Here is a 13,705-nt window from a genome sequence, read left to right on the forward strand (position 1 = left end):
CCTCAGCCGTCATTGCGAGGAGCTCTTGCGACGAAGCAATCCAGGATCTTTCCGCGAAGACAGTCTGGATTGCTTCGCTTCGCTCGCAATGACGAGAAAAATGAGCAGCCGAGCATGCAGTTCGCTCTGAACGAGGATCAGATCGCGGTTCGCGACATGGCGTTGGCGTTTGCGGCGGAAAGGATCGCGCCGCACGCGCTGCGCTGGGACGAGGAGAAGCATTTCCCCGTCGACGTGATGCGCGAGGCGGCGACGCTCGGCATGGGCGGTATCTACATCCGCGAGGATGTCGGTGGCTCCGCTATGACCAGGTTCGACGCGGCGCTGATCTTCGAGGCGCTGGCGACGGGCTGTCCGACCACGTCGGCCTTCATCTCCATCCATAACATGGCGTCCTGGATGATCGATGCCTACGGCAGCGACACCCAGCGCCACAAATGGCTGCCGAAGCTCTGCACCATGGAGCTGATCGCGAGCTACTGCCTGACCGAGCCGGGCGCCGGCTCCGATGCGGCGGCGCTGCGCACCCGCGCGGTGCGCGATGGCGACCATTATGTGCTCAACGGCCAGAAGCAGTTCATCTCGGGCGCCGGCGGCACCGACCTTTTGGTCGCGATGGTCAGGACCGGCGGCGACGGCCCCGGCGGCATCTCGACGCTCGTCATTGACGGCAACACACCGGGAGTCTCCTTCGGTGCCAACGAGCGCAAGATGGGCTGGAATGCGCAGCCGACCCGCGCCGTCATGTTCGAGAACGCCCGCGTGCCGGTCGCCAACCGGCTGAGCGAGGAGGGCGTCGGCTTCAAGATCGCGATGGCCGGCCTCGATGGCGGCCGTCTCAACATCACGGCATGCTCGCTCGGTGGCGCGCAGACCGCGCTCGACAAGGCGCGCAACTACATGAAGGAGCGCAAGGCGTTTGGAAAACGCCTCGACGAATTCCAGGCGCTGCAATTCCGTCTTGCCGACATGGCGATCGAGCTGGAGGCCGCGCGCACGTTCCTGTGGCGGGCCGCAGCGGCGCTCGACCGCAAGGATCCTGACGCCACCATGCTCTGCGCGATGGCCAAGCGCTTCGGCACCGATGTCGGCTTCGAGGTCGCCAACCAGGCGCTCCAGCTTCACGGCGGCTATGGCTACCTCAGCGAATACGGTATCGAGAAGATCGTGCGCGATCTGCGCGTGCACCAGATCCTCGAAGGCACCAATGAAATCATGCGGCTCATCGTGGCGCGCAAACTGATCGAGGGCGCGCGATGACGGCAGCGGAAGAGGGCGATCTGGTCGCCCGCGTCGAGGGATCGGCCGGCGTCATCAGGCTCAACCGTCCCAAGGCCATCAATGCCGTGACGCTCGAGATGTTTCGCGACATCGAGACCGCGCTCGACCGCTTCGAGACCGATGCGGCCGTCGCCGTGATCGTGCTGGAGGGCGCCGGCGAGCGCGGCCTGTGTGCCGGCGGCGACATCCGCACGCTCTGGGAAAGCTCGAAGGTTCATGGCGACCTTGGCAAGATCCTGTGGCGCGAGGAATATATCCTCAACGCCCGGATCAAGAGGTTCCCAAAGCCCTATGTCGCCTTCATGGACGGCATCGTGATGGGCGGCGGCGTCGGGCTCTCCGCGCATGCGAGCCACCGCGTCGTCACCGATCGCACCAAACTCGCGATGCCCGAGGTCGGGCTCGGCTTCTTCCCGGACGTCGGCGGCACTTATCTGTTGTCGCGCTCGCCGGGCGAGATCGGCACCTATCTCGGCCTGACCGGCCAGACCATGAACGGGCCGGACGCGATCCACGCGAAGTTCGCCGATTGGGTGGTGCCAGCGGCGAAATGGCCGGAGCTGCGGGATGCGCTGACGAAGCTGCGCTCCGGTGCAACCGCGGCCGAGGTCGGCAAGCTCATCAACGGCTTTGCGACCGGCGAGACCGCCGGGCCGGTCGCGGCGAAGCAGAAGATGATCGATGCGCTGTTCGGCTTCGACCGGATGGAGGACATCGTCGCCGCGCTCAAGCGCGACGGTTCGGAATTTGCTCTGGCGACACTGAAGACGCTCGGCGAAAAATCGCCGCGCGGCATGGTGGTGACGCTGAAGCTGCTGCGGCTGGCACGCGCCGCGTCGAGCCTGGAAGAATGTCTGGTGCGCGAATATCGCGCCGCGCTGGAGGTCTTCCGCAGCGACGATTTCCGCGAGGGCGTACGCGCCGCCGTGATCGACAAGGACCGCAATCCGATCTGGTCGCCGCCGCGGATCGAGGATGTGACGCCGGAATTGCTTGCGCCGTATCTCGCCGAGATTGGCGCCGACGAACTCAAGTTCAACTAACAACAGTCTCAAGCGGAGGAAACGACAATGGCCACGATCGCATTCATCGGTCTCGGCAACATGGGCGGCCCGATGGCGGCCAATCTGGTCAAGGCCGGCCACAAGGTCGTCGCGTTCGACCTCGTCGAGGCCTCGCGCGCGCAGGCCAAGGCCGATGGCGCCGGCATTGCCGACAGCGCATCGGGCGCAGTGAAGGGCGCCGATGTCGTCGTCACCATGCTGCCGGCCGGCAAGCATGTGCTCGGCGTCTGGAACGAGGTCGTCCCTGTCATGACCAAGGGCGCGCTGATCATTGATTCCTCCACCATCGACGTCGAGAGCGCGCGGCAGGTACACGCGCTGGCCGCCAAGAACGGCGTGCTCTCGGTCGATGCGCCGGTCTCCGGCGGCACCGGCGGCGCCAAGGGGGCGACGCTCACCTTCATGTGCGGCGGCGAGGACAAGGCGTTCGCCGCGGCAAAGCCCGTGCTCGAAAACATGGGCAAGAAGATCGTGCATTGCGGCGGCGCCGGCGCCGGCCAGGCGGCCAAGATCTGCAACAACATGATCCTCGGCATTTCCATGATCGCTGTGAGCGAGGCCTTCGCGCTGGGTGAGAAGCTCGGCCTCTCGCATCAGGCGCTGTTCGACGTCGCCTCGACCTCGTCGGGCCAGTGCTGGTCGCTGACGACCTATTGTCCGGTTCCGGGCCCGGTGCCGACCTCTCCGGCGAACAACGACTACAAGCCGGGTTTCGCCTCGGCACTGATGGTGAAGGACCTGACCCTGGCGCAGGATGCCGCCAAGGCCGCCGGCGCGGCGACGCCGCTCGGGCAGCATGCGCAGGAGATTTACCAGGCCTTCGACAAGGCGGGGCAGGGCGGGGTGGATTTTTCCGGAATTATCAAGCACGTTCGCGGCCTCGCTGGAAAATAGCGAGGCTTTGCCCGTAGCCCGGATGGAGCGAAGCGAAATCCGGGACAGGCTCTGCCAATTGCGTAGCCGGCCCCGGATTGCGATTCGCTCCATCCGGGCTACGCTCGCAGGTCAATTGGACGGGCCCGGACCATGACGACATTTCAGGAAGCGCGCGCGTTTCTTCTACAACACCGCACGGATTACGAGGCAGCGGTCAAAGGCTTCCGCTGGCCCGATCCGGCCCCCTTCAACTGGGCGCTCGACTGGTTCGACGCCGAGCTGGCGGCGAATGCGGAGAGCAAGGACCGGCCCGCGCTCTGGATCGTCGATGCCGCGCAGGACCGGCAGACGAAATTGTCCTTCGCGGCGCTGTCGCGCCGTTCCAACCAGGTCGCCAACTTCCTCCGAGCGCAGGGCCTGAAGCGTGGCGACCATCTCCTGCTGCTGCTCGGCAATGTGGTTCCGCTGTGGGAGACCATGCTCGCTGCGATGAAGCTCGGTGTCGTCGTCATCCCCGCCACCACGCTGCTCACCGCCGACGAGCTGCGCGACCGGCTCGATCGCGGCAAGGCGAAGGCCGTGGTGGCCGCGCAGGATCAGGTCGCGAAGTTCGCGAGCCTCGGTGCAGAGAATGTCGTCCGCATCGTGGTCGGCGCGGCCTCCGATGGCTGGCTCGCTTACGATGAGGCGGCAGAGGCTCCGGATAGCTTCGTGCCCGACGGCCCCACCCACGCCGACGACCCGATGCTGCTCTATTTCACCTCGGGCACCACGGCAAAGCCGAAGCTGGTGCTGCATAGCCAGCGCAGCTATCCCGTCGGCCATCTCTCCACCATGTACTGGATCGGGCTGAAGCCCGGCGACGTCCATCTCAACATCTCATCGCCCGGCTGGGCCAAGCACGCCTGGAGCTGCTTCTTCGCGCCGTGGAACGCGGGTGCCACCGTGTTCGTGGTGAACCAGCCGCGCTTCGACGCGAAGGCGCTGCTCGCCACCATCGGCCGCTGCGGTGTCACCACGCTGTGCGCGCCGCCGACGGTGTGGCGGCTGTTCATCCAGGAGAACCTTGCCTCGTTCAAGGTCGCGTTGCGCGAGGTCTGCGGCGCCGGCGAGCCGCTCAATCCCGAGGTGATCGACCAGGTGCAGGCGGCCTGGGGCCTCACCATCCGCGACGGCTACGGCCAGACCGAGACCACCGCGCTTGCCGGCAACTCGCCGGGGCAAAACATCAAGGTCGGCTCGATGGGCCGCCCGCTGCCGGGCTATCGCGTGCAGGTCAGCGATGCCGACGGCAACCCGGCGAAGGAAGGCGAGGTGACGCTGGTGCTCGGGGCGAACCGTCCCGCCGGCCTGATGCAGGGCTATCAGGGCGACGACGGCAAGCTCTCGGGTGCCGAGGGCGCACTCTATCGCAGCGGCGACGTCGTGTTCGAAGACGAAGATGGTTATCTCACCTTCGTCGGCCGCTCCGACGACGTGTTCAAATCGTCTGATTACCGCATCAGTCCGTTCGAGCTGGAAAGCGTGTTGCTCGAGCATGAACTCGTCGCCGAGGCTGCCGTGGTGCCGAGCCCGGATCCGATCCGGCTGGCAATCCCCAAGGCGTTCGTGCTGCTGACTTCGGGTGCGGAGCGAACGCCGGAGACGGCGCTGTCGATCTTCAAGCACCTGCACACCCGACTTGCGCCGTTCAAGCGCATCCGCCGCCTTGAAATCGTCACCGAGCTGCCGAAGACGATCTCTGGCAAAATCCGCCGCGTGCAGCTACGACGTCTCGAGCGCGACGATGATCGGGGCGATCCGCTGCGTGGCCGGGAATTCCGCGAGGAGGATTTTCCGGAGCTGCCGAAAACCCGGAGCGAGAGTTAAGTGGGCACCTTCGTCATTCCGGGGCGCGCGGAGCGCGAACCCGGAATCCATTCGGCGACAAGCTCTGTGGCACAATGGATTCCGGGCTCGATGCTGCGCATCGCCCCGGAATGACGCCATCTGGAGCTATCAATGAACGAAGTCTGGAAGAAGCCGCCGATTACGCTGGACGCCTATCAGGCCATGGTCGGCAAGGAGATCGGCGTGTCGTCATGGCACCTGATCGACCAGCCCCGCATCGACACCTATGCCGACGTGATCGAGGATCACCAGTTCATCCACGTCGACCCTGAACGGGCAAAGAAGGAGACCGCGTTCGGCACCACCATCGCGCACGGCTTCCTGACCATGTCGCTGCTGTCGATCATGTCTTATGAAGTCATGCCGGTCATCGCCGGCACCACGATGGGCGTCAATTACGGCTTCGACAAGCTGCGCTTCATCTCGCCGGTGCGCTCGGGCAAGCGCGTCCGCGGCCGTTTCGTGCTGGCGGAAGCCAAGCTGCGCAAGCCGAACGAGCTGCAGTCCCGCACCAACGTCACGGTGGAGATCGAGGGCGAGGACAAGCCCGCGCTGGTCGCCGAGTGGCTGGGCCTGATCTATTTCGCGTAGGTCTGGCCGGGCTTGACCCGGTCCTTCATCGCTGCTCAAAAGCTGTCCAATCTCTCGCGAAGCGCTCTTACCCACTCCCCCTGTGGGAGAGGGTGGCTTCGCGCCACCTTCTCCCACAAGGGGAGAAGGTTGACCGCATTGAGCGGTATGCTACCTTCCTGACCAAGCGCAAATCATTGTAATCACTAAAGTCTACCTCACTGAGCCATCACCAGACCTCACTAGGCCGCAGCACCAGTTTAGGGACACTTTGGCGGACACCGAGGGCAGGACCATGGCGCGCAGCGTCTATTCCAATCATCTGAAAAACCGAACCAACCGCCTCAAGCTGCCGATCAAAAAGAAGCCATACAAGCTGCTGATCGCGCCCGGCATCTTCCTTTGCTATCGCAGGAATGCCGGTCCCGGCACTTGGAGCGTCGAAGCTGGTTGGTTGAAGCGGTTCGCTGTCGCTGACGACTTCGAGGCCGCCAACAACAACACCGTGATGTCCTTCTGGGAGGCACAGAAGCGCGCGCTGGCGCTGGCCCGCGGCAGCGAAGCTGACAGCGATAAGCCGGTCACGGTTGATGAAGCGCTCACCGCCTACGAGACGGACCTCGCGGTGCGCGGTGGCGCCAAATATAACGCGACCTCGGTGCGCAACCATCTGACTCCGGCCCTGCTGTCGAAGGTCGTGATGCTGTTGACTGACATTGAATTGGCAAACTGGCGCAATGGCCTCATCACAAAGGGGCTCAAGCTTTCGTCTGCCAACCGGATCGGCAAATCATTGAAGGCCGCGTTGGCGCTGGCAGCCAAGCGTGACCGCCGCATCACCAACAGCGCGGCCTGGAAGAACGGTCTCAAGCCGCTCAAAGCGAAAGGCGGCAGCAGCCCGCCGCGTGATAACTACTATCTGCCAGATGCCACGGTCCGCGACATCGTGCGCGAATGCTATGTCGAAGATGCGGATTTCGGCGCACTCATCGACGTACTAGCGGTGACCGGCACACGCGAGAGCCAAGCCCTGAAGCTGTGGCCCAATGACTTGCGCGACGAACATCGAAAAGAGCCGCGCCTGATGCTCTGGTGCTCGAATAAGGGCAAGGATCGTGATCCCGAACAGCGCTCGGTGCCGATCACGCCGAAGCTGGCCGAGATGCTGCGCAAGCGCGCCACAGCCAGGGGCATGAAACGGGCGCTGTTCGATCGCATTTGGAACATGTCACAGCGCTTCCGTGTGGTGCTCGATCGGCTTGGCCTTGATCTGTCGCTGTCGCCATACACGTTGCGACACAGTTCAATCATCCGCCAAATTCGCAGCAACGTTCCACTGCGCATCATTGCCTTCACGCACGATACCAGCGTCCAGGAGATCGAGCGTACTTACGCCCGCTATCTCGGCAATGCATCGGACGATCTGAGCCGGAGGGGCTTGCTCGCCGATGAAGCGTGCGAGCGGATGCCAGACAACGTCATCCCGCTGGCGCGGTGACTATCAGGCGAGGGATGTGCGCACGGATCGTGCGCACATCTCCGTTTTTGCCCGTGATCCGCGAGTGTTGAAATCGCATCGTGGGTGTTGATAACCATCTCCTCGCCGCGCCCACGCGGCTCTAAATTCCTCAGCATCGTTCGTTGAGGGGTTTCTTACTTCCATGACAAGCAAGACCAAGGCTGAAGATGCCAAAGCCAGGGCCGACATTCCGCGCATGGGCCTTTCCATCGCAGAGTTCCGCGCTTCGTATGGCTTCTCGGAAGGCTTCTATCGCAAGCTGCGCAAGGAGGGGAAAGGCCCGCGCGAGATGCGCTTGGGCCGCCGCGTGATCATTTCGGCGACGGCGATCGCCGAATGGGAGCGCGAGCGCGAGACCGTGGCCTGATCCGAAAACGCGAAGGCCCGCCGTGGTCAGCGGCGGGACCTTTGATCTTAGAAAACCAAGTGAGCGCTTGGTTCATGTGAACATTGGGAAATTCACTCATGCTTGATAGCACACACTTCGATGCCATTGCAAAGTTCTACGAGGATTACGCCGAAACCATCGAGCACGCCCCCCTCTTCGCGCCATGGGAGGAACCGCCCCCGCGGATTGCCAGCAGTGTGTCCGACGCTGGCGTGCCGACGCACATCACCTCGATCGACTTCGTGAAGACACTGTTCGCCCACACCGAGCCGGAGCCGGTTTACTTCTGCTCATTCACCAATGAGCGCGGCGCAGGCGCCGAGCGTCACGTGGCGACGCGCAACGCCGCGGATGTCACCTCGTTCATGCAGAAATGGGACAAGCCCGGCCGCGGCATGTACGTCGCGATGTCGACGATCAAGGCCGGTGCCAAGCGCAACAAGGAGAATTGCGTCGAGACGCCTGCGCTGTGGACCGACCAGGACTTCGGCAAGATTTACGACTGCCCGAGCGATCCGGTCGAGGCGCGCGGCTTCGTGCTGAAGCACATCGCGCGGCTGAAATACCAGCCGAGCATCATCGTGTTCTCCGGCGGTGGCGTGCATTGCTATTGGTTGCTCAAGGAGCCGCTGCAGACCCAGGACGAAATGGAGCGCATCGAGGCGGCGCTGCGCCAGCTCGCCGACGTCTCGGCCGGCGACCTGCCGGTGTGCGAGGTGGCGCGGGTGCTGCGCCTGCCAGGCTCGCACAACACCAAGGACGGCGCGTTCACCGAGGTCGAGATCATCGAGCTGCATCCCGATCGCCGCTATAACCTCGAAGACCTGGAGGAATGGCTGAGCGAGCAATCGCCGGTCATGCTGCGCAAGGTGCGCGAGCACGCCGAGCCGGCCGGCGCCGGCAACGATACGCTCAACTTCTTTGCCGAATATGGCAAGCGCTTCAACCTGAAGCCGCCGATCGACGTGCAGCAGCGGCTCGAAAACATGATCTTCATGGGCGGCGGCGACAGCGCGGTCCATCAGACGCAATTGCAATGCACGGCGGCGCTGCTCAATGCCGGCGTGCCGAAGGATGAGGTTGTCGCCACCGTGCTCGCCTACACGCGGCGCGCGGCCGGCGACTATGGCAAGCGCTGGAATTGGCGCCGCGAGGAACGCGGCATCATCAAGATGTGTGATGACTGGATCAAGAAGCATCCGGCCGCCACGAAGCCGAAACCGAAGCTGCAGGCGGTCGAGGGCGGCAAGATCGAAGTGGAAGAGCAACAGCAAGCCACCGGCACCGACAACATCGTGAAGATGCCGAAGATCACGCCGGCCCCGCCGAAGCCGCACGAGCTGCACATCGCAGTCGGCAAGTCCGTCATCGCGCATTTCGCCAGCGAGGGCGAAGAGCTGATCAACACCAAGGATGGGAGCTGGTTCTACAGCAAGGGCATCTGGGAGCTGCGCAACGAGACCAAATGGCTCGACGTGCGGATCGAGCATAATTTCGAGCAGCACGGCTACAAGACCGGCACCAAGCTGGTGAACGAAACGCGCAACTGGATTCTGCGCCGGCCCGAGCTGTGGCGCGACGGCGAATTGCCCTGGGATCAGCACGGCAAGATTCCGACGCGCTCTGGCCTCGTCGACCCGCGCACGGGCGAGCTGGAGCCGGCTCGCCCCGATCACTTCTGCACATGGCGCGTCGAGGTCGACTATGATCCCGCCGCGAAATGCCCGTGGTGGGAAACCATGATGGCCGACATGTTCGGCGATCGTCCCGCGCCCGAGCAGCGCGCCCTGGCCGGCGTCGTGCAGGAGCTGATGGGCGCCGCGCTGATCGACAATAAGGCGCGCGGCTTGCGCAAAGCATGCGTGTTCTGGGGCAATGAGAACCGCGCCAAGTCCGGCGTGCTGGAGGTCGTCTCAGGCCTGTTCGGCGATCGGCCGATCACCGCCGGCATCGGCACCGTCGATAGCACCCACGGCACGATGCCGTTCGTGCGACGCGCGCCCTGGGTGCTGCACGAAGCCTTCACGGGAGTGTGGCACATGTCGCAGACGGTCAAGGCCATCGTCACGGGCGAGCCGGTTCAGATCAACATCAAGAATGGGCCGATGCTGACGCGGACCGTGCGCGCGCCGATCTTCTGGGCGACCAACCATCAGCCGCAATTCAAGGAGGCGACCAGGGCGATCGTCGAGCGCATGATCGTGATCGAGGTCACGCGCAAATTTGACACGGCCAAGCCGATCGGCGCCGCCGCCGAAGCCATCAAGCGAGGCTTCAGCAAGCCCGGCGAATTCGTGGTCGCGACCGAGCTGCCGGGCGTTCTCAACTGGGCCATGGCGGGCCTGCAGCGGGCGCTGGAGCGCGGTTCGATCGCCAGCACCGACAGCATCGCCGAGACTGCCAAAGCGATCCACGAGGACAGCAATCTCGTGGCGGGCTTCCTGGAGGACTGCATCGAGTTCGATCCGCTCGCGCGCATCAAGATTGTCGACTTCTGTCTGGCGCATTCGGCGTGGTTCGTGGAGATGAAGGGCGAAGATCGGCGCTTGCCGAGCAATGAAGCGATCAGAAAGGCGCTGCAGGCGATCGGTGATGGTCGCATCGGTATGGACAGGAAGGAAATGCGCGACGGCAAGAGGCGGTACTATTGCGGTGTCGCGCTCAACGACGCGGGTCTCGACTATCACAAGATCGGTTACCAGAGCCGGCTGTTCGAGGGCAAGGTCGGCAACGCCACCGACCCGGCGAGCGAGGTCAATGGGCTGATCCCGCCGTCCTGGGACAACAAGCAGAGCGTGACCAAGATGCGCGAGCATCACGCAAATCGGGTCACGAATGACCAGAATGATGAGGCGGGCGAGGTGCCGGTCACTGACCAGTGACCGGGAAAGTGCCGATGAGGCGCGACGTGTCATCGAGGCGGTCACTGACTCAAGTTGTTGGCTGCATTCGTTTTTCGAGCAGTAATGACCGTAGTGACCAGTTTTAATCCTCTTTGTTGGAGAAATGAGAAATGAAGGGAAGGAAGGCCAAAAGGCAGGGAGAAAGTGGGTTTACAGAGAAAGGGCGTTTTTCGGGTCAGGTTAGGTCATCGGTCATCGGGACGGCGTCGGGAGGCGCTGTCGTGGGCTGCGTCCCAGGGGATGAAGCGATGGCTCGCCGCGAGATCAGCGAACAGTGGAGGCAGTCCGCATCATGACACAGTTCACTGACCGACCCCTGGGGGGCTTGTCGGAATCCAAGGCGCGGGGGTTCTGGACCGCACGGGGTGGTCCGTATGCAATGGGATCAAATTCCTAGAGGGGGGTTGCCCCATTTTGACGGCATTTAGCCCAGGAGGTAACCGTGAAATCCAAGGCGAAGGCGCAGCTTGCACCGACGGCCGCTGCCCAGCGCATGCGTGAACACCGCGCGCGCCAGGCGATCGGTGCTACGCGAATTGCCATTGATCTCGACGGGGACGACAAGGATTGGCTTCGCAGCCAGGGCGTGCTGCGGGAGTGGGACGAGGACGACGAACGAGCACTCGCGCAAGCTTTGAAGCTGGTGCTGCAAAAACAGCATCGCAAGTTACGGCGTAACGGAGGTTGAGATCGCGATCTGCTATTTGAAGATCGACTTCGAAATGAAGAAGGGACGACAATGGTCGTCAGGCTAACAGCGAGTGAATTGGAAATTGGCCGCCGTTTGGTTGCCCGCAAGATGGTTCGTTCGGTGGTTCGCATTTTGCCGGAAGCCGATGATCTGGTTGCAATCAATCGGATAACCAAGCAAATCCGCGAGCTGCTCTGGCGCCGCGATGATCCTGACAGCATGCGCGCGTGTCGCGCGTTGGTCCGCGAGCAAGCTCGGCTGTCGCTTGCGTATGAGCGACGCCATGGGAAAGCCCCCCAATGACGAACGTCCCAACTCCCGAAGAGCACCGTGCGATCGAAGCGAAGGTTTCGCCCCAGCGGCGAGCCGAGATCGAAGGCCTCGTCAAATCGCTGGCACCGGTGATCGGCGATTTCGTGCTGGCAGCAATCACGCCGCTGAAAAACCGGATCAAGGAACTCGAGTCGCGCCCGACGCTGCGGTACCTGGGCATTTGGGATGCATCGCGGACGTATCCGCCGGGGTCCTTCGTCACCCATGCGGGTTCAGTTTGGCATACCGAGGCGGAAAGCACCGGCGTTCGGCCAGGTGAAGGCGGAAATTTTTGGCGACTGGCTGTGAAGCGGGGCACAAAATGACCTTAGATGAAGCAAACGCCGAGCTATGCCGCCATCGCGATCTTGCGCTCACGGCCTATGCGCGGCGCCTGCTTGCGCGCGGCGCGGACATTCACGGGGAAGAGTTTCGTGCGGACTTGTCGAAATATGCCGGCGAGCTGGAGGCGTGGCGGAGCAAGGCTATGGAGGGCTTGCGGCAATTTGTCGAGGCGATGATGGAGCGGCCGTCCGCGACGTTGCACTAACTGGCCGATCATGCGGCCGAGCGCTTTATGCCTCAGCCGTGCCACCTTCTGCACCAGATCAGATGCGGTAATCGGCGAGATCAAAGATCGGAAGGCCCGGCGGAGGTACCCGTGCCTGACGATCTTGAAAGGCTCCGACGTGCAACATCGTCGGGGCCTTTCTGCTTTGTGGGCTGCCGCCTGGGTTCGTAGCGCTGCGCCAGATTTAAGAGCCGCTTTTTGATGAATGGGTCAGCTTGCTCTGCGAGTTCACGTAATACTTTCGCACGTTGCCTATTGAATTCGTCATCCAACATAGTCGGCCCCATTATAAAATATGAGATCGCAATAGTATGAATGTAGCGGCTTAGGCTTCGCGAGAAAGCCCAAAATATTCTCCTGCGCGTGACTAATACGAACGGCCACGCGTTACAGAAAGACCATCTACAGACGGTCTTTCTGTAGGCGCCGGATAAATGCGCGCGGCTTCTTCCCCGCCGATCATAATATTACCAGCCACTTTCACGCGCAGATTATTCTACGCAGGTCAGGCTTATCGTGTGAAGCTGGAACCACGGTGCAAATCATGGAACAAGAGAAGAGTTGCTTGCGTGCAACAAGTTGGTACCTGCCAACTTGTTTGTTCGCGACCTCACAGCTCACGCTCCATCTCAGGATACTGGCGGTTTTTGACTTTGACCCAGTGCCTGCACCCAACCATCGTGCGAGACTGTTCGCGATGCTTGCAGACCGGACCGTCTAACCCATGCGGCCCTGGGGCGCGAAAGTGATTGAGGCCGATCTCACCGCGCTCGGACAGAAATGATGGGACGGTGGAAATAGGGACCTTGTTATTGGCCTGAAAATTTCTTGAAGCAGGGCCCCGCGCCCACAGCAGCTAGAACCGCACACTCAACGACTTTGCCGTCGGCAACCTTAAGAGGGAGTGAGACTGCATAGGTCCTTCCGTCTGTACACCGTAAACTCCAAAACGCCTCCCTTTCGGGCCCCATCCCCATGAAGAACGCATCAATTCCAGTGCAAGGAATGGCCTTACCCAAAAGTGCGGCTTGTTCAGCTTTCGGCAATTTACTCACGCGATCATGAGCTGAATTTCCAGTGACCGCTGGATCGATGTTTGGTGCAGCGTTTGGGGCCTCTTGCCCTTTATCGACATTTGCAGCGCCTGCTCTTACGATTGGCTTCTCGACCGTGGTAATAGGCGTGGACACCGCTGGTTGTTTGGGCGCCGATGCGGGCGCACCTTTGAGGTCATCCTTAGGCGCCGGGGCGATTGTGGGTGAAGTATTCGCGTCCGAAGACTTAACTAGTGTTGAGTTCGCATCCGCACAGAGCTGTAGCTGGCTGCTCAAAGCATCTATGCTAGCAAAAAACTTCCGCACGACGGGAAGCAATTCTTGATTTGCTTGCATCGCGGAAATGGTTGTTGCTCTGAGTTGGTCTGACGTGCGTGGAAGGAGTTTGTCCTTAAGCGCGGCATCGAGCTTGGGTAGCGCCTCCTCTAGTTTGCTCCCTGATGGTGCGAGATTTGAGAGACCTTTGACCATTTGGCGGCATTCTTCGCTCGTCAGAGGTTGGCCCAACGCCATCGAAGTCCATGTTAGAGTGGCAGCAATAAGCGACGCCGCGAAGTAAACGTACTTGGACATCCTGCAATTCCC

13 protein-coding genes are annotated in these 13,705 nt (G+C 62.2%); 12 read left to right on the forward strand and 1 reads right to left on the reverse strand.

Annotation, left to right across the window (positions count from 1 at the left end; genetic code table 11):
- The first annotated feature begins 114 nt into the window (after positions 1–114).
- The 12 genes from ACFLEY_RS19120 to ACFLEY_RS19175 all read left to right on the forward strand — a co-directional run bounded on the left by ACFLEY_RS19120 (position 115) and on the right by ACFLEY_RS19175 (position 12,044).
- Positions 115–1,260, forward strand: a complete 1,146-nt coding sequence (locus ACFLEY_RS19120) for an isobutyryl-CoA dehydrogenase (RefSeq protein WP_060913052.1) — start codon at positions 115–117, stop codon at positions 1,258–1,260.
- Positions 1,257–2,324 (forward strand): enoyl-CoA hydratase/isomerase family protein, encoded by a 1,068-nt coding sequence (locus ACFLEY_RS19125; RefSeq protein WP_060911637.1) that lies wholly within the window; start codon positions 1,257–1,259, stop codon positions 2,322–2,324. Before ACFLEY_RS19120 ends, ACFLEY_RS19125 begins: the two co-directional genes overlap by 4 nt.
- A gap of 27 nt (positions 2,325–2,351) precedes the next feature.
- Positions 2,352–3,239 (forward strand): 3-hydroxyisobutyrate dehydrogenase, encoded by an 888-nt coding sequence (gene mmsB / locus ACFLEY_RS19130; protein ID WP_060911638.1) that lies wholly within the window; start codon positions 2,352–2,354, stop codon positions 3,237–3,239.
- A gap of 132 nt (positions 3,240–3,371) precedes the next feature.
- Positions 3,372–5,090, forward strand: a complete 1,719-nt coding sequence (locus ACFLEY_RS19135; protein WP_161535235.1) for an AMP-binding protein — start codon at positions 3,372–3,374, stop codon at positions 5,088–5,090.
- Between the two features lie 132 nt (positions 5,091–5,222).
- A complete protein-coding gene (locus ACFLEY_RS19140) occupies positions 5,223–5,702 on the forward strand; it encodes a MaoC family dehydratase (protein WP_011086736.1) in 480 nt (159 codons plus the stop codon).
- A 274-nt stretch (positions 5,703–5,976) separates the two neighbouring features.
- Positions 5,977–7,179: a site-specific integrase gene (locus tag ACFLEY_RS19145; protein ID WP_396604718.1), complete on the forward strand. Its 1,203-nt coding sequence runs from the start codon at positions 5,977–5,979 to the stop codon at positions 7,177–7,179.
- Between the two features lie 163 nt (positions 7,180–7,342).
- Complete coding sequence (locus tag ACFLEY_RS19150; protein WP_396604719.1) at positions 7,343–7,567, forward strand: hypothetical protein; 225 nt, start codon at positions 7,343–7,345, stop codon at positions 7,565–7,567.
- Positions 7,568–7,665: 98 nt separating this feature from the next.
- Positions 7,666–10,470, forward strand: coding sequence for a hypothetical protein (locus tag ACFLEY_RS19155; RefSeq protein ID WP_396604720.1), 2,805 nt, complete (start codon positions 7,666–7,668; stop codon positions 10,468–10,470).
- Between the two features lie 463 nt (positions 10,471–10,933).
- A complete protein-coding gene (locus ACFLEY_RS19160; protein ID WP_396604721.1) occupies positions 10,934–11,179 on the forward strand; it encodes a hypothetical protein in 246 nt (81 codons plus the stop codon).
- Between the two features lie 51 nt (positions 11,180–11,230).
- On the forward strand, positions 11,231–11,485 hold the full coding sequence (locus ACFLEY_RS19165; RefSeq protein ID WP_396604722.1) for a hypothetical protein: 255 nt from the start codon (positions 11,231–11,233) through the stop codon (positions 11,483–11,485).
- Positions 11,482–11,820: a hypothetical protein gene (locus ACFLEY_RS19170; protein WP_396604723.1), complete on the forward strand. Its 339-nt coding sequence runs from the start codon at positions 11,482–11,484 to the stop codon at positions 11,818–11,820. The genes ACFLEY_RS19165 and ACFLEY_RS19170 overlap by 4 nt, the downstream gene beginning before the upstream one ends.
- Complete coding sequence (locus ACFLEY_RS19175) at positions 11,817–12,044, forward strand: hypothetical protein (protein ID WP_396604724.1); 228 nt, start codon at positions 11,817–11,819, stop codon at positions 12,042–12,044. The genes ACFLEY_RS19170 and ACFLEY_RS19175 overlap by 4 nt, the downstream gene beginning before the upstream one ends.
- A gap of 830 nt (positions 12,045–12,874) precedes the next feature.
- Here ACFLEY_RS19175 and ACFLEY_RS19180 read toward each other — a convergent pair.
- A complete protein-coding gene (locus ACFLEY_RS19180; protein ID WP_396604725.1) occupies positions 12,875–13,693 on the reverse strand; it encodes a hypothetical protein in 819 nt (272 codons plus the stop codon).
- Positions 13,694–13,705: the final 12 nt, after the last annotated feature.

It is taken from the genome of Bradyrhizobium sp. YCK136 (assembly GCF_044570075.1).
GTDB classification, from domain to species: Bacteria; Pseudomonadota; Alphaproteobacteria; order Rhizobiales; family Xanthobacteraceae; genus Bradyrhizobium; species Bradyrhizobium diazoefficiens.